The following is a 24,879-nucleotide window of genomic DNA, read 5'->3' as shown; positions in this document are numbered from 1 at the left end:
TCCTACCTGCTCGACGAGCTGTTCGGCGCGGACGCGGCGGACGTGCCGGCGGCGCAGGCGCCGCTCGCCCCGCTCGCCGACGACCCGATCGTGATCGTCGGCATGGCCTGCCACTACCCGGGCGGCGTGTCGTCGCCGGAAGACCTGTGGCGCCTCGTGGCCGAGGAACGCGACGGCGTCACCGGCTTCCCGTCGAACCGCGGCTGGGACCTCGACGGCCTGTACGACCCGGACCCGGACGCCCCCGGCAAGACCCACGTCATGCAGGGCGGCTTCCTGCACGACGCCCCGGCGTTCGACCCGGACTTCTTCGGCATGTCCCCGCGCGAGGCCCTCGCGACCGACGTGCAGCACCGGCTCCTGCTGCAGACCGCCTGGGAGGCCTTCGAACGCGCGGGCATCGACCCGGTCTCCCTGCGCGGCTCCAAGACCGGGGTGTTCGCCGGCGTGATGTCCAACGACTACTCGACGCTGGTCTCCGACGACATCTTCGAGGGCTACCAGGGCACCGGCACCGCGCAGAGCGTGCTGTCCGGCCGCGTCGCCTACACCTTCGGCCTGGAAGGCCCCGCCGTCACCGTCGACACGGCCTGCTCCTCGTCGCTGGTGGCCCTGCACCTCGCGTCCTCCGCGCTGCGCAACGGCGAGTGCTCGCTCGCGCTGGCCGGCGGTGTGACCGTCATGTCGACGCCGGGCTCGTTCGTCGCCTTCTCGAAGCAGCGCGGGCTCGCGATGGACGGCCGCTGCAAGTCCTTCGCCGACGCCGCCGACGGCACCGGCTGGGGTGAGGGCGTCGGCCTGCTGGTGCTGGAGCGCCGGTCGGACGCGATCCGCAACGGCCACACCATCCTCGCCATCGTCCGTGGCTCCGCGATCAACCAGGACGGCGCGTCCAACGGCTTGACGGCGCCCAACGGCCCGTCGCAGCAGCGCGTGATCCGCTCGGCTCTCGCCTCGGCCGGCCTGTCGGTGGCCGACGTCGACGTCGTCGAGGCCCACGGCACCGGCACCACCCTGGGTGACCCGATCGAGGCCCAGGCACTCCTCGCGGTCTACGGGCAGGACCGCCCGTCGCCGCTGCTGCTCGGCTCCATCAAGTCCAACATCGGCCACACCCAGGCCGCCGCCGGTGTCGCGGGCATCATCAAGATGGTCCAGGCGATGCGCCACGGCGTCGTGCCCGCGACCCTGCACGTCGACCAGCCCTCCACCCACATCGACTGGACCGCGGGCGACGTCTCGCTGGTGACCTCCGCGACCTCGTGGCCCGAGGTTTCCCGTCCGCGCCGCGCCGGCGTCTCGTCGTTCGGCGTCTCGGGCACCAACGCCCACGTGATCATCGAGGCCCCGGAACCGGAGGTGCCGGGCCAGGAGGTGCCGGGCCAGGAGGGAGCGGGACGAGGAGGAACGATCCGGCAGGAGCCGATCCCGGTGCCGCTGGTGGTGTCGGCCCGGTCGGCGGCCGCGCTGGCCGCGCAGGTCGAGCGGATCACGGCGTGGCCGGGAGAACCGGCGGACATCGCGTTCTCGTTGCTGACCACCAGGTCGTCGTTCGAGCACCGGGCCGTGCTGCTCGACGGCGAGGTGCTCGCCTCCGGCGTCGCGAAGGCCGGGGAGCCGGCGGTGCTGTTCAGCGGGCAGGGCTCGCAGCGGCTCGGCATGGGCCGGGAGCTGTACGAGGCGTTCCCGGTGTTCGCCGAGGCGCTGGACGCGGTGCTGGTGCACCTCGACCCGGCCGTCCGCGAGGTCATGTGGGGCGACGACGAGGAGGCGCTCAACCGGACCGGGTACGCGCAGCCCGCGCTGTTCGCGTTCCAGGTGGCGCTGTACCGGCTGTTCGAGTTCTACGGCGTGCGGCCAGCCCACCTCGCGGGTCACTCCATCGGTGAGATCGCCGCCGCGCACGTCGCGGGCGTGCTGAGCCTGGAGGACGCCTGCCAGCTCGTCACCGCGCGAGCCTCGCTCATGCAGGCGTTGCCTGCGGGTGGGGCGATGGTGTCGGTCATCGTGTCCGAAGAAGAGGTGCGTGCGCACCTGACTGATGGTGTGTCGATCGCTGCGGTCAACGGTCCGCGTGCTGTCGTGATCGCGGGTGTCGAAGAAGAAGTGCTCGCTATCGCGCAGCGGTGGAAGAACAAGCGGCTGAAGGTCAGCCACGCGTTCCACTCGCCGTTGATGGAGCCGATGCTGGAGGACTTCCGCGAGGCGATCAGCGGGATCACCTTCCACGAGCCGGTCATCCCGATGTCGACGTCCGGCGACGTCACCACGGTCGACTACTGGGTCGGCCACGTCCGCGACACGGTCCGCTTCCACGACAACGTCACGCGTCTGGCCACCGGTCCGGCCGAGGTGACGTTCCTGGAGATCGGGCCCGACGGTGTGCTGTCCGCGATGGTCGACGGCTGCGTTCCCGCCGTGCGGCGCACCGGCGGTGAAGTCAAGTCGATGTTGACGGCGTTGAGCCGGATCAACGTTGACGGCGTCAATGTTGACTGGACGCGGTTCTGCCGGCACGGCCGCAAGATCGACCTGCCGACGTACGCGTTCGAGCGGCAGTGGTTCTGGCCGGAGGTCTCCACCAGGTCGGACGTCCGGTCGGCCGGCCTCGGCTCGGTCGAGCACCCGCTGCTCGGAGCCGCCGTCGAACTGGCCGGCCCGGACGGCGGCGCCGAGGGCCTGCTGTTCACGAGCAGGCTGTCGCTGCGCACCCACCCGTGGCTGCGCGACCACTCGCTGCACGGCAAGGTGCTCGTCCCCGGCGCGGCGCTCGTCGAGCTCGCGCTGCGGGCCGCCGACGAGGCGGGCCTCGACCGCGTCGAGGAGCTGACGATCGCGGCGCCGCTCGTGCTGCCCGAGACCGGCGGCGTCCAGGTGCAGATCCGGGTCGGCGGCGGCGAACGCCGGCCGGTGGCGATCCACAGCCGTCCCGAGGACAGCGACCTGCCGTGGACCGAGCACGCCACGGGTTTCCTGGCCTCCGGCACCACGACCGCCGGCTTCGACGCGGCCGCGTGGCCTCCCGCCGGAGCGGAAGCCGTGCGGGTCGAGGGCGTCTACGAGCGGTTCGCGGAGCTCGGGTTCGACTACGGGCACTCGTTCCAGGGGCTGCGCGCGGCCTGGAAGCGCGGCGACGAGGTGTTCGCCGAGGTCGCGCTGCCAGGGGACGTGCCGGTCGCCGGCTTCGGCCTCCACCCGGCGCTGCTCGACGCGGCGCTGCACGCGGTGGCGTTCGCCGACCGGAAGGCCGAGGGCGCGGTGCCGTTCTCGTGGGAGGACGTCGCGCTGCACGCGGTCGGCGCCACGGAGCTGCGGGTGCGGCTGCGGACCACGGGCGAGAGCGCGATGGAGATCGACATCGCCGACGCCGCCGGTGCGCCGGTCGCCACGATCGGGTCGCTCGTGACGCGCGCCGTGTCGGCGCAGCAGCTCGGCGCCGCGCAGGACGCGCTGTTCGGGCTGGACTGGGTGCCGGTCACGCTCACCGAGGCGGTGCCCGCCGCGCACGTCGTGGAGCACGTGGAGTCCCCGGCCGGCTCGCCGGTCGAGGCGGCGCACGCCCTGACGGCCGGCGTGCTGGCCAGGATCCAGGAGTGGATCGCGGCCGACCGGGCCGAGAAGCTCGTCTTCGTCACGCGCCGCGACGATCTGGGCGCGTCGGCGGTGTGGGGTCTCGTGCGGGCCGCGCAGTCGGAGCACCCCGGCCGGTTCGCGCTGGTCGAGACCGACGGCGACCTGCCGGACGCGGTCCTCGCGAGCGCCGAGCCGCAGCTCCGGGTGCGCGGCGGCGAGGTGTTCGTGCCGCGCATCGCCCGGATCGCCGCCGGTGACCCCGTCGTGCTGGAAGGACCCGTGCTGATCACCGGCGGCACCGGCGGGCTCGGCCAGGTCATCGCGCGGCACCTGGTCGCCGCGCACGGTGTCCGCGAGCTGGTGCTCGTCAGCCGCCGCGGCGAGACCCCGGACTGGGTGGCCGGGGTGGACGCGGCGGTCACCGTGGTGGCCTGCGACGTCGCCGACCGGCACGCGGTCGCGAACCTCCTGACAGGCCACGGGATCCGGTCCGTCGTGCACGCCGCCGGTGTGCTCGACGACGGTGTCGTCGAGTCGCTCACGCCCGAGCGCCTGTCGGCGGTGCTGCGGCCCAAGGTCGACGCCGCCTGGAACCTCCACGAGCTGGCGACCGGCGTCTCGGCCTTCGTCGTCTGCTCGTCCGGCGCCGGCGTCCTCGGCTCGTCCGGGCAGGGCAACTACGCGGCCGGCAACACGTTCCTCGACGCGCTGGTCGAGCACCGGCGCGCCAGTGGCCTGCCCGGCGTGTCGCTCGCCTGGGGTGCCTGGGCGGACACCGGCATGCTGTCCGGCGCCGACGCCGAACGGCTGGCCGGCTCCGGCATGCCGCCGATCACGCCCGCCGAAGGCGTGGAGCTGTTCGACGCCGCGCTGTCCAGCGACGCGTCGCTGGTGCTGCCGCTGCGGCTCGACCTGCCGGTCCTGCGGGCGCGCGGCGAGGTCCCCGCGGTGCTGCGGGGCCTGGTGAAGGGGCGCGCCCGCCGCGCGGCGGCGTCGGCCACGTCGTCCTCGCTGGTGCAGAAGCTCGCCGGCCTGGACGAGCAGGGCCGCCTGGAGGCGGTGCTCGACCTGGTGCGCGCCGAGGTCGGCGCGGTGCTCGGCCACGGCGGCGGCGAGTCGATCGACCCGTCGCGCGCCTTCCAGTCGCTGGGCTTCGACTCGCTGACGGCCGTCGAGCTGCGCAACCGCCTCGGCGAGGTCACCGGGCTGCGGCTGCCCGCGACGCTGACGTTCGACTACCCGACCGCCGCGGCGCTCGCCGCGTTCCTGCGCGACGAGCTGTTCGGCGCCGACGCGCCGGTCTCCGCGCCGGTCTCCGCGGCGCCCGCGGCCGTGGCCGCCCTCGACGACCCGATCGTGATCGTCGGCATGGCCTGCCGCTACCCGGGCGGCGTGTCGTCGCCCGAGGACCTGTGGCGCCTGGTCGCCGACGGCGTCGACGCCATCACCGAGTTCCCCGCGAACCGCGGCTGGGACGTCGACGGCATCTACCACCCCGACCCCGACCACGCGGGCACGACCTACTCGATCGCCGGCGGCTTCCTGCACGAGGCGGGCGCCTTCGACCCGGCGTTCTTCGGCATGTCCCCGCGCGAGGCCCTGGCCACCGACTCGCAGCAGCGCCTGCTGCTGGAGACCACGTGGGAGGCGCTGGAGCGGTCCGGCATCGACCCCGGCTCCCTGCGCGGCAGCGCGACCGGTGTCTTCACCGGTGTCATGTACAACGACTACGCGTCCATCCTGGACGGTGCCGAGTTCGAGGGGCACCAGGGGCAGGGCAGCGCGGGCAGCATCGCCTCCGGCCGCGTGTCCTACACGTTCGGGTTCGAGGGGCCGGCCGTCACGGTCGACACCGCGTGCTCCTCGTCGCTGGTGGCGCTGCACCTGGCCGCGCAGGCGCTGCGGTCGGGTGAGTGCTCCCTCGCCGTCGCCGGCGGTGTGACGGTCATGTCGACGCCCAGCACCTACGTCGAGTTCTCCCGCCAGCGCGGCCTTTCCGCCGACGGGCGCTGCAAGGCCTTCTCCGACGACGCGGACGGCACCGGCTGGGGTGAAGGCGTGGGCCTGCTCGTGCTGGAGCGCCGGTCGGACGCGATCCGCAACGGCCACACGATCCTCGCCGTCGTGCGCGGTTCCGCCGTCAACCAGGACGGCGCGTCCAACGGCTTGACGGCGCCCAACGGCCCGTCGCAGCAGCGCGTGATCCGCTCGGCTCTCGCCTCGGCCGGCCTGACGCCCGCGGACGTCGACGCCGTCGAGGCGCACGGCACGGCCACCAGGCTCGGCGACCCGATCGAGGCGCAGGCGCTGCTCGCGGTGTACGGGCAGGACCGCGACGAGCCGCTCTACGTCGGCTCGGTCAAGTCGAACATCGGCCACACGCAGGCCGCCGCCGGCGTCGCGGGCGTGATCAAGATGGTGCAGGCGCTGCACCACGGCGTGCTGCCGCGGACCCTGCACGTCGGCACCCCCACCACGCGGGTCGACTGGGAGTCCGGCGCCGTCGAGGTGCTGACCGAGTCCCGCGCCTGGCCCGAGGTGACCCGTGCGCGCCGCGCCGGCATCTCCTCGTTCGGCGTCTCCGGCACCAACGCCCACGTGATCATCGAGGCCCCGCAGTCCTCGCCGCCGCAGTCCTCGCCGCAGGCACCTGCTCCGCGGACGGGCTCCGTCCCGCTGGTGGTGTCGGCGAAGTCCGCGGCGTCGCTGCGGGCTCAGGTCGAGCGGGTCACCGCGCTGGTCCACGGCGGTGCATCCGCTGTGGACGTCGGTTTCTCGCTGGCGACCACGCGCGCGCTGTTCGACCACCGGGCGGTCGTGCTCGACGGCGAGGTGGTCGCCGAGGGCGTCGCGGGCGGGAAGCCGCTGGCGGTGCTGTTCTCCGGGCAGGGCTCGCAGCGCGCCGGGATGGCGCGGGAGCTGTACGAGGCGTTCCCGGTGTTCGCCGAGGCCCTCGACGCCGCGCTGGTCAACCTCGACCCCGCGCTCAGGGACGTGATGTGGGGTGAGGACCAGGAGGCGCTGAACCGGACCGGGTTCGCGCAGCCCGCGATCTTCGCGGTCGAGGTGGCGCTGTACCGGTTGCTGGAGTCGTTCGGTGTGACGCCGGAGCACCTGGTTGGTCATTCGATCGGGGAGATCGCCGCCGCGCACGTCGCTGGGGTGTTGAGTCTTGAGGATGCGTGCCTGCTGGTCACGGCTCGTGCGGCGCTCATGCAGGCGTTGCCTGCGGGTGGGGCGATGGTGTCGGTCATCGCGTCCGAGGACGAGGTGCTGCCGCATCTGACTGATGGCGTGTCGATCGCTGCGGTCAACGGTCCGCGTGCTGTGGTGATCGCGGGTGTCGAAGAAGAAGTGCTCGCCGTCGCGCAGCGGTGGAAGAACAAGCGGCTCAAGGTCAGCCACGCGTTCCACTCGCCGTTGATGGAGCCGATGCTGGAGGACTTCCGCGAGGCGATCAGCGGGATCACCTTCCACGAGCCGGTCATCCCGATGTCGACGTCCGGCGACGTCACCACGGTCGACTACTGGGTCGGCCACGTCCGCGACGCGGTCCGCTTCCACGACAACGTCACGCGGCTGGGCGACGTCACGTTGCTCGAAGTTGGCCCCGACGCGCAGTTGAGCGCGATGGTGGACGGCTCCACGGCGGTGTTGAGGCGTGACCGCGATGAAGTCACGTCAATGTTGACCGCACTCGGTCAAGTACATGTTGACGGCGTCAATGTTGACTGGACGTCGCTGTACGCGGGTGGCCGGAAGATCGATCTGCCCACCTACGCGTTCGACCACCAGGTGTTCTGGCCGAAGGCGGTGCGCAAGGCCGGTGACGTCGGCGCGCTGGGTCTCACGCGGGTGGAGCACCCGCTGCTCGGGGCGGCGGTCGACGTCGCCGGGGCGGACGGGCACCTGTTCACCAGCCGCCTGTCGCTCGCTTCGCACCCGTGGCTCGCCGACCACGCGGTGTTCGGCCGGGTGCTGCTGCCCGGCACGGCGTTCCTGGAGCTCGCGGTCAGGGCGGGCGACGAGGTCGGCCTCGACCGCGTCGACGAGCTGACGCTGGCCGCGCCGCTCGTGCTGCCGGAGCAGGGCGCGATCAGGGTGCAGGTCGCGGTCGGCGCCGAGGAGAACGGGCGCCGCGCGGTCGAGGTGTTCTCGCGGCCCGACGGCTCGGACGCGCCGTGGACGCGGCACGCGACCGGTGTTCTCGCGAGCGGCGCCACGACGAGCGACTTCGACGCTGCCGATTTCGATGCGGCCACGTGGCCGCCGGACGCCGACAGCGTCAACGTCGAGGGCGCCTACGAGCGGTTCGCCCAGAACGGGTTCGAGTACGGGCCGGTGTTCCAGGGGCTGCGGGCGGTCTGGCGCACCGACAGCGAGGTGTTCGCCGAGGTCGCGCTTCCCGAGGGCGTGGACGGGACGGCGTTCGGGCTGCACCCGGCGCTGCTCGACGCCACCCTGCACGCCGGCGGGTTCTTCGCCGGTGCGCAGGCGGGGCTGCCGTTCTCGTGGGAGGGCGTGTCGCTGCACGCCACCGGCGCGACGGCACTCCGGGTCCGGCTGCGCCGCGACGGCGACGCGTGGGTGATCGCGGTCGCCGACACCACGGGCGCGCCGGTCGCCACGATCAGGTCGCTGGTGACGCGCGCGGTGTCCGCGCAGCAGGTCAGCGCCGTCGACCGCGACTCGCTGTTCCGGCTCGACTGGGTGCCGGTGTCGTTGCCCGACGCGGGTCCCGCGGCCGTGGTCGTGGAGGAGCTCGTCAGCGACGGGGAAGTCGTCGAGCAGACGCACGCCCTCGCCGCCCGCGCGCTGGAACTGGTGCAGCGCTGGATCGCCGAGGACCGCGCGGAACGGCTCGTGTTCCTGACGCGGCAGGACGACCTGGCCGCCAGCGCCGTCCACGGACTCGTCCGCGCCGCGCAGAACGAGCACCCCGGCCGGTTCACGCTGGTCGACACCGACGGCGAGGTCTCCGAGCAGGTCCTCGCGATCGACGAGCCGCAGCTGCGGGTGCGCGGCGGCCAGGTGTTCGCGGCGCGGCTCGCGCGGGCCGAGGCGGCGGAACCGGCCGGGTTCACCGGGCCGGTGCTGATCACCGGCGGCACCGGCGGGCTCGGGCGCGTGATCGCCCGGCACCTCGTGCAGCGGTACGGCGTCGAGGAGCTCGTGCTGGTCAGCCGGTCCGGCAAGGGCGAGCTGCCCGACCTGGACGCCAAGGTCACCGTCGTCAAGTGCGACGTCGCCGACCGCAAGGCGCTGCGGAGGGTGCTGAAGAAGCACAAGGTGCGCAGCGTCGTGCACACGGCCGGTGTGCTGGACGACGGCGTGGTCGAGTCGCTCACGCCCGAGCGCCTGTCGGCGGTGCTGCGGCCCAAGGTCGACGCCGCCTGGAACCTCCACGAGCTGGCCGGCGACCTCGACAACTTCGTCCTCTTCTCCAGCGCCGCCGGCACGTTCGGCGCGGCGGGACAGGCCAACTACGCGGCGGGCAACGCCTTCCTCGACGCGCTCGCCGGACACCGCAGGGCCGCCGGGCTCCCGGCCGTCTCGCTGGCGTGGGGCGCCTGGGACCAGACCGGCATGCTGTCGGAGGCCGACGCCGAACGCATGGCGCGCGGCGGCACCCCGCCGCTGCCGGTGGAGCAGGGCCTCGCGCTGTTCGACGCGGCGATCGCCGGTGAGGACGCGGTGCTGCTGCCGTTGCGGCTCGACCTCGCGACGCTGCGCGACAACGGCGAGGTCCGCCCGCTGCTGCGCGGCCTGGTCCGGGTGAAGGCCAGGCGGGCCGCGGCGCAGGCCGACTCCGGTCTGCTCCAGCGGCTCACCGCGATGGCTCCGGAAGCGCGGCTCACCGCGCTGCTCGACCTGGTCCGCACCGAGGTCGCCGCCGTGCTCGGCCACGACGGCACCGCCGCGGTCGACCCGGCCAAGGCGTTCCAGGACCTCGGCTTCGACTCGCTCACCGCGGTCGACCTGCGCAACCGCCTCACCGGAGTCACCGGCCTGCGGCTGCCGAGCACGCTGATCTTCGACTACCCGACCGCCGCGGTGCTCGCCGGCTTCCTGCACGACGAGCTGTTCGGCGCGGCGGACGTCGTCGCGCAGCTCCCCGCCCTGACGTCCACGTCGGACGACCCGATCGTCATCGTCGGCATGGCCTGCCGCTACCCCGGCGGGGTCGCGAGCCCGGACGAGCTGTGGGACCTCGTGGTCGGCGGCCGCGACGCCATCACCGAGTTCCCGGCCAACCGCGGCTGGGACCTCGACTCGCTCTACCACCCGGACCCCGACCACGTCGGCACCTCCTACACGAAGTCCGGTGGCTTCCTGCACGACGCCGACCAGTTCGACCCCGAGTTCTTCGGCATGTCGCCGCGCGAGGCCGTGTCGACCGACGCGCAGCAGAGGCTGCTGCTGGAGACGTCCTGGGAGGCGCTGGAACGCGCGGGCATCGATCCCGTGGCGCTGAAGGGCAGCCCGACCGGCGTGTTCGCCGGCGTCATGTACAACGACTACTCGCTGCTTCTCGAAGGCGACTCCGAGGGCTACCAGACGACCGGCGGTTCGCCGTCCGTCGTCTCCGGCCGTGTGTCGTACACGTTCGGCTTCGAGGGACCCGCGGTCACTCTCGACACGGCGTGCTCGTCGTCGTTGGTCGCGATGCACTGGGCGATGCAGGCTCTCCGGGCCGGTGAGTGCTCGCTGGCGCTGGCCGGTGGTGTGACCGTGCTGGCCTCGCCCGGCGCGTTCATCGGATTCTCGCGGCAGCGCGGGCTCTCCCCGGACGGGCGGTGCAAGGCGTTCTCCGACTCCGCCGACGGCGTCGGCTGGTCCGAGGGTGTCGGTGTCGTCGTGCTGGAGCGTCTGTCCGACGCGGTTCGCAACGGCCACAACATCCTCGCCGTCGTGCGCGGTTCCGCGGTCAACCAGGACGGCGCGTCCAACGGTCTGACTGCGCCCAACGGCCCGTCGCAGCAACGAGTCATCCGGCAGGCCCTGGCCTCCGCCGGTCTGTCCGCTTCGGACGTCGACGTCGTCGAGGCCCACGGCACGGGCACGACGCTGGGTGACCCGATCGAGGCGCAGGCCCTGCTGGCGACCTACGGCCAGGACCGCTCCGAACCGCTGCTGCTCGGTTCGATCAAGTCGAACATCGGCCACACGCAGGCCGCCGCGGGCGTCGCGGGCGTGATCAAGATGGTGCAGGCGCTGCGCCACGGCCTCGCGCCGCAGACCCTCCACGTCGACGCGCCGTCGTCCCACGTGGACTGGGAAGCGGGCGCCGTCCGGCTGCTCACCGCCAACACCTCCTGGCCCGCCGTCGACCGCGTCCGCCGCGCCGCCGTCTCCTCGTTCGGCGTCTCCGGCACCAACGCGCACGTGATCCTGGAGGCCCCCGACGGTGTAATGGGCGGCCGGGAACTGTCGGACCTGCCTGAGATCATTGAGATGGGGGCCGAAAACCCCCAGGGGGCCGGTCAACCGGGATCGATCCAGGCCGATGGTGTGCCGCTGGTGGTGTCGGCGAAGTCCGCGGCGTCGCTGCGGGCTCAGGTCGAGCGGGTCACCGCGCTGGTCGACGGCGGTGCGTCCACTGTGGACGTCGGCTTCTCGTTGGCGACCACGCGCGCGCTGTTCGACCACCGGGCGGTGCTGTGGAACGGCGCCGAGCTCGCCAGTGGCGTGGCGCGGAACCGGCCGCTCGCTGTCGTGTTCTCCGGGCAGGGCTCTCAGCGCGCCGGGATGGCGCGGGAGCTGTACGAGGCGTTCCCGGTGTTCGCCGAGGCCCTCGACGCCGCGCTGGTCAACCTCGACCCGGCGTTGCGGGACGTGATGTGGGGTGAGGACCAGGAGGCGCTGAACCAGACCGGCTACGCGCAGCCCGCGATCTTCGCGGTGGAGGTGGCGCTGTACCGGTTGCTGGAGTCGTTCGGCGTCAGGCCCGCGCAGCTCGCCGGTCACTCGATCGGTGAGATCGCCGCCGCCCATGTCGCCGGGGTGCTGAGCCTCGACGACGCGTGTCTCCTCGTCACGGCGCGGGCGGCGCTCATGCAGGCGTTGCCGGCCGGCGGGGCGATGGTGTCGGTGATCGCGTCCGAAGAAGAGGTGCGTGAGTACCTGACTGATGGCGTGTCGATCGCTGCGGTCAACGGGCCTCGTTCGGTGGTGATCGCGGGTGTTGAGGACGAGGTCCTCCGGGTCGCGGAGCGGTGGAAGAACAAGCGGCTCAAGGTCAGCCACGCGTTCCACTCGCTGTTGATGGAGCCGATGCTGGAGGACTTCCGCGAGGCGATCAGCGGGATCACCTTCCACGAGCCGGTCATCCCGATGTCGACCTCCGGCGACGTCACCACGGTCGATTACTGGGTCGGCCACGTCCGCGACACCGTCCGCTTCCACGACAACGTCACCCGTCTGGGCGACGCCACGCTCGTCGAGATCGGCCCGGACGCGCAGTTGACGGCAATGGTTGACGGGATGATCCCGACGTTGACGCGGACCAAGTCCGACGTTGAGTCAATGGTGACTGCACTCGGTCAAGTACATGTTGACGGCGTCAACGTCGACTGGATGCCGTTCTACGCGGGCGGCAAGCGCGTCGAGCTGCCCACGTACCCGTTCAACCGGCAGCGCTACTGGCCGGCGAGCGCGGGCAAGGCCTCGGACGCGTCCGGGCTCGGGCTCGTCGGCGTCGCGCACCCGGTGCTCGGCGCGGCGGTGGAGCTGGCCGAGGGCGAGGGCGTCGTCTTCACCAGCCGCGTGTCGCTGAGCACGCACCCGTGGCTGGCCGACCACGTGATCATGGGCAGGAACCTGGTGCCCGCGGCCGTGCTGGTCGAGCTCGCGACGCGGGCCGCGGACGAGGTCGGGCTCGACCGCGTCGACGACCTCACGCTCGCCGCGCCCCTGGTCCTGCCCGAGCGCGGCGCCGTCCAGGTGCAGCTCAAGGTCGGGCCGGACACCAACGGCCGCCGTCAGTACGCGATCCACTCGCGGCCCGAGGACGCGCCGGACGTGCCGTGGACGCAGCACGCGACCGGCTTCCTCGCGAGCGGCACGACCAGTGGTCACCCCGGCGCGGCTGCCTTCGACGTGACGGTCTGGCCGCCCGCCGGGGCCGTCGAGATGGACCACGAGGAGTGCTACGAGAAGTTCGCGACCGCGGGCTTCGCGTACGGGCACGCGTTCCGCAACCTCAGGGCGGCCTGGCGGGCGGGCGGCGAGATCTACGCCGAGATCGCGCTGCCCGAGGACGTCGACGGCACCGCCTACGGGCTGCACCCGGCGCTGCTCGACTCGGCCCTGCACGCGGCGCTGCTGGACGAGACGCTCGACCCCGGCCTGCCGTTCTCGTGGGAGGGCGTGACGCTGCACGCCACCGGCGCGAGCGAGCTGCGCGTCAAGCTGACCCGCGACGAGGGCGGCATGCGCAGGACGATCGCCCTCGCGGACGTCACGGGCGCACCGGTGGCCACGGTCGAGGCCGTGGTCGTGCGGGCGGTGGACGCGGGCCAGCTCGGCGAGGCCGGGCGCAGCGAGCTGTTCGGCCTCGAGTGGGTGCCGGTCACGCAGGAGGACGTCGCGGCGCCCGAGTCGGTCGCGGTGATCGGCCCCGACGTGCTCGGCCTCGGGTTCCCCGTGGCCGGCTCGATCGCCGACGCCGACGCGGCACTCGTGCTGGTGCCCGTCACGGGTACCGGCGACGTGCTCGCCGACACGCACGACAACACGGCCCGCGTGCTGCGGCTCGTCCAGGAGTGGCTCGCCAGTGGCAAGGACGGCAAGCTCACGTTCGTCACGCGCGGCGCCACCACCGGCGAGGACATGGGCGCCGCGGCGGTCTGGGGCCTGGTGCGGTCGGCGCAGTCCGAGCACCCCGGCCGGTTCGGGCTGATCGACCTGTGCGGCAACACCGTCTCCGCCGCGATGGTCTCGGTGGCGTTCGGCGTCGACGAGCCGCAGCTCGTGGTCCGCGACGGCGAGGTGCTGGCCGGGCGGCTGGCGCGCCTCGCGGGCGGGCAGGAGGTCCGCTGGGAGGGCAAGGTCCTCGTCACCGGCGGCACCGGCGGGCTGGGCGCCGTCATCGCACGGCACCTCGTCGAGAACCACGGGGTGCGCGAGCTGCTGCTCGTCAGCCGGCGCGGCCAGGCCGACACGTCCGAGCTGGAGGCGCTGGGAGCACAGGTCACCGTCGCCGCGTGCGACGTCACCGACCGGGACGCGGTCGCGGAGCTCCTCGCACAGCACGAGGTCCGCGGTGTCGTGCACGCGGCGGGCGTGCTGGACGACGGCGTGATCGAGTCGATGACGCCCGGCCGGGTCGCGACCGTCCTCAAGCCCAAGGCCGACGCCGCCTGGCACCTGCACGAGCTGACCCGTGACCTGACCGCGTTCGTCGTCTTCTCGTCGGCGGCCGGTGTGTTCGGCAACGCCGGTCAGGCCAACTACGCGGCCGGCAACGCGTTCCTCGACGCGCTCGCCGCACGCCGCCGGGCGGAAGGCCTGCCCGCGACCTCGATGGCGTGGGGCGTGTGGGCCGGCGTCAGCGGCATGACCGGCGAGCTGAGCGAGGCCGAGGCCGCGCGGATGACCGCCGCCGGCATGCCGCCGATCACCCTGCCGCAGGGCCTGGAGCTGTTCGACGCGGCCGTGGCGAGCGGGGCGGCGCTGACCGTTCCGGTGCGGCTCGACCTCGCGACGCTGCGGGCCCGCGGCGCGGTGGCGCCGTTGCTGCGGGGGCTCATCCGGGTCAAGGCGCGCCGCACGGCCGCCGGTTCCGCGACGGCCTCCGGGCTCGTGCAGAAGCTCGGCGCGATGGACGTCGCCGACCGGCACGCCGCACTCGTCGACCTGGTGCGCACCCAGGTGTCCTCGGTGCTCGGCCACTCGTCGATCGACGCGGTGGACGCGACGCGGGCGTTCCAGGACCTCGGGTTCGACTCGCTGACCGCCGTCGAGCTGCGCAACCAGCTCACCGAGGCGACCGGCCTGCGCCTGCCGGCGACGCTCGTCTTCGACTACCCGACGGCGATCGCGCTGGCCGACCACCTGCACGCCGAGCTGTTCGGGGCCGCCGAGGTGCTCGAGGCGCTGCCCGCGCCGGTGTCCACCTCGGACGACCCGATCGTCATCGTGGGCATGGCCTGCCGGTTCCCCGGTGGCGTCACGTCGCCGGAGACGTTGTGGGACCTGGTGGTCTCGGGCACGGACGCGATCACGCCGTTCCCGACCAACCGCGGCTGGGACCTCGACTCGCTGTTCCACCCGGACCCCGACCACCTGGGCACCTCCTACGCGCGCGCCGGTGGCTTCCTGCACGACGCCGACCTGTTCGACCCCGCGTTCTTCGGGATGTCGCCGCGCGAGGCGCTCGGCACGGACGGCCAGCAGCGCATCCTGCTGGAGACGACCTGGGAGGCGCTGGAACGGGCGGGCATCGACCCGACCTCGTTGCGCGGCAGCAGGACCGGTGTGTTCGCCGGTGTCATGTACTCGGACTACGCGCAGATCCTCGAGGCCGACTCCGAAGGCCACCAGGGCGCGGGCACGTCGCCCTCGGTGGTGTCGGGGCGCGTCTCCTACACCTTCGGGTTCGAGGGACCGTCGGTGTCGATCGACACCGCGTGCTCGTCGTCGCTGGTCGCCATGCACCTCGCGGCCCAGGCGCTGCGGGCCGGTGAGTGCTCGCTGGCGCTGGCCGGCGGTGTGACGGTGATGTCGACGCCGGGCGCGTTCGTCGGCTTCTCGCGGCAGCGCGGGCTGGCGGAGGACGGGCGCTGCAAGGCGTTCTCGGACTCCGCCGACGGTGTCGGCTGGTCCGAGGGCGTCGGCCTGCTGGTGATGGAACGCCAGTCGGACGCCCTGCGCAACGGCCACACGATCCTGGCCGTGATGCGTGGCTCCGCGGTCAACCAGGACGGTGCGTCCAACGGCCTGACCGCGCCCAACGGCCCGTCGCAGCAGCGGGTCATCCGCCAGGCCCTGGCCTCCGCCGGTCTGTCCACTTCGGACGTCGACGCGGTCGAGGCGCACGGCACCGGTACGACGCTGGGTGACCCGATCGAGGCGCAGGCGTTGCTCGCGACCTACGGCCAGGACCGCGACGTGCCGCTGCTGCTGGGCGGCATCAAGTCCAACATCGGCCACGCGCAGGCGGCCGCCGGCGTCGCGGGCGTCATCAAGATGGTGCAGGCCATGAGGAACGGTGTCGTGCCGCCGACCCTGCACGTCACCGAACCGTCGTCGCACGTCGACTGGACCGAGGGCGCCGTCGAGCTGGTCACCGAGGCCACGCCGTGGCCCGCGGTGTCACGGCCGCGCAGGGCCGGTGTCTCGTCGTTCGGCCTCTCCGGCACGAACGCGCACGTCATCCTGGAAGCCCCGGCGAACGTTCCGGCGGCGCCGGAAATGTCAGACCTGCCTGAGATGATGGGGATGGGGGGCGGTTCCCTCCAGGGGGCCGGTCAGTCGGGATCGATTCCGCAGGCGGCTGTGCCGTCCGGGCAGCCGTCCGGAGTGGCATCGGAGGAGCCGTCCGAGGTGCCGTTCGTGGTGTCGGCCAAGACGGCGGAGGCGCTGCCGGGCCAGATCGAGCGGGTCCGGGCGGCGGTGGGTGCGCCGCAGGACATCGCGTACTCGCTGCTGGCGACGCGCGCGCAGTTCGACCACCGGGCCGTGCTGCTCGGGGACGAGGTGCTGGCGCGCGGAACCGCGCAGTCGCAGCGGTCGCTCGCGGTGCTGTTCAGCGGCCAGGGCTCGCAGCGGCTCGGCATGGGCCGCGGGCTGTACGAGGCGTTCCCGGTGTTCGCCGAGGCGCTGGACGCGGTGCTGGTGCACCTCGACCCGGCCGTCCGCGAGGTCATGTGGGGCGACGACCAGGAGGTGCTCGACCAGACCGGCTACACCCAGCCCGCGCTGTTCGCGGTCGAGACGGCGCTCTACCGGCTGCTCGAGTCGTGGGGCGTGCGGCCCGACCAGGTGGCCGGGCACTCGATCGGCGAGATCGCGGCGGCGCACGTCGCCGGCGTCCTCTCCCTCGAGGACGCGTGCCTGCTCGTCACGGCGCGGTCGGCGCTCATGCAGGCGCTGCCGGAAGGCGGCGCGATGGTGGCCGTCCAGGCATCCGAGGAAGAGGTGACGCCGCACCTGACGGCGACCGTGTCGATCGCGGCGGTCAACGGGCCGAAGTCCGTGGTGATCGCGGGCGACGAGGCGCAGGTGCTCCAGATCGCCGGCCGCTGGAAGAACAAGCGGCTCAAGGTCAGCCACGCGTTCCACTCGCCGCTCATGGAGCCGATGCTGGACGACTTCCGCGAGTCGCTCGCGGAGATCACCTTCCACCGGCCGGGCATCCCGGTCGTGGCGAGCGGCGACGTCACCACCGCCGAGTACTGGGTGAACCACGTCCGCGACGCGGTGCGGTTCAGCGACAACGTCCGGAAGCTGCGCGACAACGGCGCGACCACGTTCCTGGAGGTCGGGCCCGACGGCGTGCTGTCCGCGCTCGTCGAGGACGCCATCCCCGTGCTGCGCAAGGACGGGGAGGAGCGCGTCGCCGCGTTGACGGCACTGGCGAGGCTGCACGTCGACGGCGTGAAGGTCGATTGGAGCGGCTTCCACGCCGGCGGCAAGAAGATCGACCTGCCGACCTACGCGTTCGCCCACCAGCGGTACTGGCCGGCGGTGCGGATCGGCGGGGACGACGCGTCCGGCATCGGCATGGTCGCGCTCGGGCACCCGCTGCTCATCGCGTCGGCGGAACTCGCCGACGGGGAGGGGTTCCTGTTCACCAGCAGGCTGGCGCTGCGCACGCACCCGTGGATCGGCGACCACACGATCATGGGCCGCGTGATGGTGCCGGGCGCCGCGCTCGTCGAGCTCGCGATGCGGGCGGGCGACGAGGTCGGCCTGGACCGGCTCGAAGAGCTGACGCTCTCGGCGCCCGTGGTCCTGCCCGACCACGGCGGACTCGCACTGCAGATGAAGGTCTCCGCGGGCGACGACCGCAGGACGTTCACGATCCACGCACGGCCCGACGAGGTGACCGACGCGCCGTGGACGCAGGTCGTCAGCGGTGTGCTGGCCCAGGGCGAACGGCGTGCCGGGTTCGACGCTGCCGGGTTCGACGCATCCGTGTGGCCGCCGAAGGCCGAAGCCGTCGACGTCGAGGACTGCTACGAGAAGTTCGCCGAGGCCGGCTTCGCCTACGGCGGCGCGTTCCGCGGCCTGCGGGCGGCGTGGCGCGACGGCGACACCACCTACGCCGAGGTCGCACTCCCCGACGACGCCAACGTCAAGCCGTTCGGGCTGCACCCGGCCCTGCTCGACGCCGCGCTGCACGCCTCGCTGCTCGACGGGAACGGGACGGCCGGACTGCCGTTCGCGTGGGAGAACGTGTCGCTGCACGCGACGGGCGCGACGGCGTTGCGGGTCAAGATGACGCGCCACGACAACGGTTTGCGCATCGCGCTCGCCGATCCCGCCGGCAACCCGGTGGCGTCGGTCGAGTCGCTGGTGATGCGGCCGGTCGCCGCGGAGCAACCGGCCGAGCAGGACGCGCTGTTCTCCGTGCGGTGGACGCCGGTCGCGGTGCCCGGCCAGAGGGACGCGACGGTCCGCGTGCTCGGGCCGGACGTCCTCGGGCTGCCGGTGGACCAGGCCGAGAGCCTGTCGTCGGCCGGCGCGGACGTCGTGCTCGTGCCGATCGCGGGGGAGGGGATCGCCGAGTCGGTCCACGCGGCCACGCACCGGGCGCTGGACCTGGTGCAGCAGTGGATCCGCGAGGACCACGACGGGCGCCTCGTCTTCGTCACGCGCGGCGCGGCCGAGGGCGACGACCTGGCCGGTGCGGCGGTGTGGGGCCTGGTGCGGACCGCGCAGACCGAGCACCCCGGCCGGTTCGGGCTGATCGACCTCGACGGCGAGGAGCCGTCGCTCGCGGCGCTGCCCGGCGTGCTGGACCTCGACGAGCCCCAGCTCGTGATCCGCGGCGGTGAAGCGCGGGCGGCCCGCCTGGGCCGTGCGCAGGGCGGTACCGGGACCACCTGGGAGAGCCCGGTGCTCATCACCGGCGGCACCGGCGGGCTCGGCCGGATCGTGGCCCGGCACCTGGTGCAGGCGCACGGCGTCACCGAGCTGGTGCTGGTCAGCCGCAGCGGCACCGGTGACGTGAGCGAGCTGGAGGAGCTGGGCGCCCGCGTCTCCGTCGTCGCCTGCGACGTCGCCGACCGGGACGCGGTGCGGGACCTGCTGGCACAGCACGAGGTCCGGGGTGTCGTGCACGCGGCGGGCGTGCTCGACGACGGCGTGGTCGAGTCGCTCACGCCGGACCGCCTCGACACCGTGCTGCGCGCCAAGGTCGACGCCGCGCTGCACCTCCACGAGCTCGCGACCGGGGCGACGCAGTTCGTCGTGTTCTCGTCGGCCGCGGGGGTGTTCGGCAACGCCGGGCAGGCCAACTACGCCGCCGGCAACGCGTTCCTCGACGCGCTGGCCGCGCACCGGCGGCGCGCCGGGCTGCCCGGTGTGTCGCTCGCGTGGGGCGCCTGGGACACCGGCATGCTGCCGGCCGAGGACGCGGAACGGATGCGGCGCTCCGGAATGCCGGCCATCTCGGCCGAGCTGGGGCTGCGGTTGTTCGACGCCGCGGTCGCCGGACCGGAGCCGGCGGTGGTGCCGGTGCGGCTCGACCTGGGCGCGCTCAAGCAGCTCGGCGACGTCACACCGCTGCTGCGCGGGCTGATCCGGGTCAAGGCGCGCCGCAAGGTCGCCGGCGCGGAGACGGCGTCCGGGCTGGTGCGGCGACTGTCCTCCCTGGACGAGAAGGGCCGCCTGGACGCGGTGGTGGACCTGGTCCGCGCCGAGGTCGCGGCCGTCCTCGGCCACGACACGATCGCGGCGGTCGATCCGGCGCGGGCGTTCCAGGAGCTCGGCTTCGACTCGCTGACCGCGGTCGAGCTGCGCAACCGGCTCACGGCAGTCACCGGGCTCAAGCTGCCCGCGACCGCGGTGTTCGACTACCCGTCGTCGGCCCAGCTCGCCGCCTACCTCAAGGACGAGCTGCTGGGCGCGGTGTCCGACGTCTCCGACCTGCCCGCGCTGGTGTCCACCACGGACGACCCGATCGTCATCGTCGGCATGGCCTGCCGCTACCCCGGCGGTGTCTCGTCGCCGGAGGACCTGTGGCAGCTCGTGGTCGACGGCGTCGACGCGATCACGCCGTTCCCGACCAACCGCGGCTGGGACCTCGACACGCTGTTCCACCCCGACCCCGACCACCCCGGCACCTCCTACGTGCGGGCGGGCGGCTTCCTGCACGACGCCGACCAGTTCGACCCGGAGTTCTTCGGGATGTCGCCGCGGGAGGCCGTCGCGACGGACGCCCAGCAGCGGCTCATGCTGGAGACCGCGTGGGAGGCGCTGGAGCGGGCCGGCATCGCGCCGGCGTCGCTGCGGGGCAGCTCGACCGGTGTGTTCGCCGGTGTCATGTACAACGACTACACGCAGCTCATCGGCGGTGCGGACACCGAGGGCTTCGGTTCGACCGGTGCGTCGCCTTCGGTGATCTCCGGACGCGTGTCCTACGCGCTGGGACTCGAAGGCCCGTCCGTCTCGGTCGACACGGCGTGCTCGTCCTCTCTCGTCGCTCTGCACTGGGCGATGCAGGCGCTCCGGGCCGGTGAGTGCTCACTGGCGCTGGCCGGCGGTGTGACCGTGATGTCCACTCCGGGTTCGTTCGTCGGGTTCTCGCGTCAGCGAGGTCTCTCGGAGGACGGACGCTGCAAGGCGTTCTCCGACACGGCCGATGGTGTCGGTTGGTCCGAGGGCGTCGGTCTGCTCGTGCTGGAACGTCAGTCCGACGCAGTGCGCAACGGCCACACGATCCTGGCGGTCGTGCGTGGATCAGCGATCAACCAGGACGGCGCGTCCAACGGCTTGACGGCTCCCAACGGTCCGTCGCAGCAGAGGGTCATCCGTCAGGCCCTGGCGTCTGCCGGGTTGACCACCGCCGATGTCGACGCCGTGGAGGCACACGGCACCGGCACTTCCCTCGGCGACCCCATCGAGGCTCAGGCCCTGATGGCGACCTACGGGCAGGACCGGTCCACGCCGCTGCTGCTCGGTGGCATCAAGTCGAACATCGGTCACACGCAGGCCGCCGCCGGTGTCGCGGGCATCATCAAGATGGTGCAGGCGATGCGGCACGGGGTGCTGCCGCGGACGCTGCACGCGTCGACGCCGTCGTCGCACGTGGACTGGACCGAGGGTGCGGTCGAGCTGCTCCAGGAGAACACCGAGTGGCCCTCGGTGGCGCGGCCGCGCCGCGCGGCGGTGTCGTCGTTCGGCATCAGCGGCACCAACGCCCACGTGATCTTGGAGCAGGGGCCGGGGATCCCCCCGATTTCCAGCGTACCCGGTGAAATCGCTGGTCAGGACGTCGTGACGGAATCTGTGGACAACTCGGCGCCTGTGGACAACCCGGCCGTTACCGATCTTGCCGGAGCGGCACCGCCGGTCCTCGGTGAGAGGATTGGAGTGGGGACCTCGGTCTCCCCCCGGGGCCCCCAGACGGGATCGATTCCGTGGGTGGTGTCGGCCAGGTCCGAGGCGGCGCTCGACGGCCAGGTCGAGCGGATCGGGCAGGCCCGCGGGTCCGCCGCGGACATCGCGTACTCGTTGCTGACGACCAGGACGTTGTTCGACCACCGGGCCGTCGTCCTCGACGGCGAGGTGATCGCGCGGGGCTCGGTGCGGAGGCGTCCCGTCGCGTTCCTGTTCAGCGGCCAGGGCTCGCAGCGCGTCGGCATGGGCCGGGAGCTGTACGAGACCTACCCGGTGTTCGCCGAGGCGCTCGACGACGTGCTCCAGCACCTCGACCCGGCGCTGCGGGAGGTCATGTGGGGCGACGACCAGGAGGCGCTGAACCAGACCGGGTTCGCGCAGCCGGCGCTCTTCGCGGTCCAGACCGCGCTGTACCGGCTGGTCGAGTCGTTCGGCGTCAAGCCGGACCACGTGGCGGGGCACTCGATCGGTGAGGTCGCGGCGGCGCACGTCGCCGGCGTCCTGTCCCTGGAGGACGCGTGCCTGCTCATCACGGCCCGGTCCGCGCTCATGCAGGCCCTGCCGCCGGGCGGCGCGATGGTGTCCGTGATCGCCTCCGAGGAGGAGGTGACGCCGTACCTCACGGGCAACGTGTCGATCGCGGCGATCAACGGGCCGCGGACGGTGGTGCTCGCCGGTGAGGAGGACGAGGTCCTCAAGATCGCCAAGCAGTGGCAGTGCAAGCAGCTCAAGGTGAGCCACGCGTTCCACTCGCCGCTGATGGAGCCGATGATGCCCGACTTCCGGGAGGCGCTCGCGGAGATCACCTTCCACCAGCCGCGCATCCCGCTGCGGACCGCCGGTGACCCGGCCGGCGCCGAGTACTGGGTCCAGCACGTCCGGGACGCGGTGCGGTTCCACGACAACGTGACGGCGCTCGGCGACTGCGCCTTCCTGGAGATCGGGCCCGACGCGGCGCTCACGCCGCTCGTCGACGGCGCGGTCCCGGTCAGCAGGCGGGGCAGCAGCGAGGTCAGGCAGTTCCTCACCGCGCTCGGGCAGCTGCACACCGAAGGCGTCGCGGTCGACTGGACCCCGCTGCTGCGGGGGGCCAGGAAGGTCGACCTGCCCACCTACGCGTTCCGCAGGCAGTCGTACTGGCCGAAGGTCGTCGAGAGCGCGAGCGACGTCAAGGCGGCTGGCCTCGGCAGCGTCGCCCACCCGCTGCTCGGCGCGGCGGTGCAGCTCGCCGGGCAGGACGGCTACCTGTTCACCAGCCGGATCGCGCTGCGCACGCACTCCTGGCTCGCCGACCACGTGATCATGGGACGGGCGCTCGTGCCCGGCGCGGCGCTCGTCGAGGTCGCGCTCAGGGCCGGTGAGGAGCTCGGGCTCGACGCGCTGGAGGAGCTCACCATCGCGGCCCCGCTCACCCTGCCCGAGCAGGGTGGCGTCCAGATCCAGGTCGCGGCCGGCGCCGAGGAGAACGGCAAGCGCGCCGTCACGATCTACAGCAGGCCGGAGGACACCGACCTGCCGTGGACCGAGAACGCGAGCGGTGTGCTCACCGCCGGCGGGAACACCGGGACCCGGCTCGCGCAGTGGCCGGTCGGGGAGCCGATCGCGCTCGACGGCGTCTACGACAGGTTCGCGGAGATCGGGTTCGCCTACGGCGAGACGTTCCAGGGCCTCAAGAGCGCCTGGCAGGACGGTGGCACCGTCTACGCCGAGGTCGCGCTGCCCGAGGGCGTCGAACCGTCGGCGTTCGGCATCCACCCGGCCCTGCTCGACGCCGCCCTGCACACCGCCCTGCTGCAGGAGGGCGACGGGGCGGCGGGGCTGCCGTTCAGCTGGGAGGGCGTGCGGGTCCACGCCACCGGCGCGACCGCGGTCCGGGTCAGGACGAGCCGCGCCGGCAACGGGGCGCTGCACATCGTCATCGCCGACCCGCAGGGCAACCCCGTCGCCGAGGTCGAGTCGCTGGTGGTCCGCCCGGTCAGCACCGGGCAGCTCGAGCAGAACACCACCCGCGACGCCCTGTTCACGCTCGGCTGGACGCCGATCACCGCCGACGCTCCGATCGCGGAGCCGGTGGCGATCACGGGCCCCGACCACTTCGGGCTGGCCGGCCACCTCGTCCTCGGCGAGGACGCCGAGGTCGTCCTGACCGAGGTCGCGGCCCCCACCGGCGACGTCGTCGCCTCCACCCACGCCGCCGTGGCGCGGGCGCTGGCCGACGTCCAGGAGTGGACCCGCGGCGAGCGGCGGGGGCGGCTCTGGTTCGTCACCAGGAACGCCGTCGCGGCCCGCGGCGAGGCGCCGGACCCCGTGGCGGCGGCCGTCTGGGGCCTGGTGCGGGCCGCCCAGTCCGAGCACCCCGGCAGCTTCGGGTTGCTGGACGTCGACGACCGGCCCGCCAGCCTCGCCGTCCTGCGGCAGGCCCTCAACGCCGGCGAGCCGCAGGTCGTCGTCCGCGACGGGGAGGTCCTCGGCGGCCGCCTCGCCAGGGCGCCGAGGCAGGAGGGCACGGTCGACCACGGCAAGGTGCTCATCACCGGCGGCACGGGCGGCCTCGGCCGGATCATCGCCCAGCACCTCGCCGACACGCACGGCGTCGAGGAGATCGTGCTGGTCAGCCGCAGCGGGGGCAGCGTCGAGGGGCTGCCGCGGGCGACGGTCGTGGCCTGCGACGTCACCGACCGGGAGGCGCTCGCGCGGCTGCTGGCCGACCACGACCCGGCGACGATCGTCCACGCGGCCGGCGTCCTCGACGACGGCGTGATCGAGTCGCTGACGCCGGACCGCCTGGCCCCGGTGCTGCGGCCCAAGGTCGACGCCGCCTGGCACCTGCACGAGCTGGCACCCCGGGCGAACCTCGTCCTGTTCGGCAGCGTCGCCGGCACCTTCGGCAACGCGGGCCAGGCGGGCTACGCGGCGGGCAACGCGTTCCTCGACGCGCTCGCCGCGCACCGCAGGGCCACCGGCGGGCAGGCCACGAGCCTCGCCTGGGGCGCCTGGGACACCGGCATGCTCAGCGCGCGGGACGCGGAACGCATGGCGCGCTCCGGCATGCCGGCGATCACCCGCGAGCTCGGCGTCACCCTCTTCGACGAGGCGATCGGGACCGGGCTGGCGGCGACCCTGCCGGTCAGGCTCGACTTCGCCGTCCTGCGCAACGCCGAGGTCGCACCGCTGCTGCGCGGCCTCGTGCGGACGAGGTCGAAGAAGGCCGTGGCGGGCCAGGAGACCGCCGACTCGCTGATCGCCCGCCTGACCGGTCTCACCGACCAGGGCCGCACCGACGCGCTGCTCGAGCTCGTCCGCGGCCAGGTCGCCGAGGTGCTCGGCCACGGCGAGAACGAGGTCGTCGAGGAGGACCGGCAGTTCCAGGACCTCGGCTTCGACTCGCTCACCGCGGTCGAGCTGCGCAACCGCCTCGGCGCCGCGACGGGCCTGAAGCTGCCCGCCACGCTGGTGTTCGACTACCCGACGCCGGCGGACCTGGTGGCACACCTCAAGACCGAGCTGCTGGCCGACGCGCCGGAAGCCGGGCTGCCGAGTGTGCTCGCCGACCTCGACGCGCTCGAGAAGGCGCTCTCCGAGGCGTCCGTCGACGACGCCCTGCACCAGCAGATCGCGGGCAGGCTCGACGTCCTGCGCACGAGGTGGGCCTCCGCGAGGACCACCGAGATCAAGGACTTCGAGTCGGCCTCGGACGACGAGCTGTTCGCGATGCTCGACGAGGAGCTCGGTCTGTAG

Annotated in this window: 1 protein-coding gene (only partly in view); it reads left to right on the top strand. The window is 73.1% G+C overall.

Going from position 1 to position 24,879, the window contains the following annotated elements; all coding sequences use genetic code 11:
• Positions 1 to 24,879, top strand: the 3' portion of a protein-coding gene (locus BMW88_RS14100) for a type I polyketide synthase (RefSeq protein WP_089951165.1). 4,932 nt of this gene lie to the left of the window's left edge; only the last 24,879 of its 29,811 coding nucleotides appear in the window; its start codon lies off the left edge, out of view; the stop codon is at positions 24,877 to 24,879.

The organism is Lentzea xinjiangensis (assembly GCF_900110955.1).
GTDB classification, from domain to species: domain Bacteria; phylum Actinomycetota; class Actinomycetes; order Mycobacteriales; family Pseudonocardiaceae; genus Lentzea; species Lentzea xinjiangensis.
Note: the sequence above shows the minus strand (reverse complement) of the source record. Positions and strands in the feature narration are given on the sequence as shown.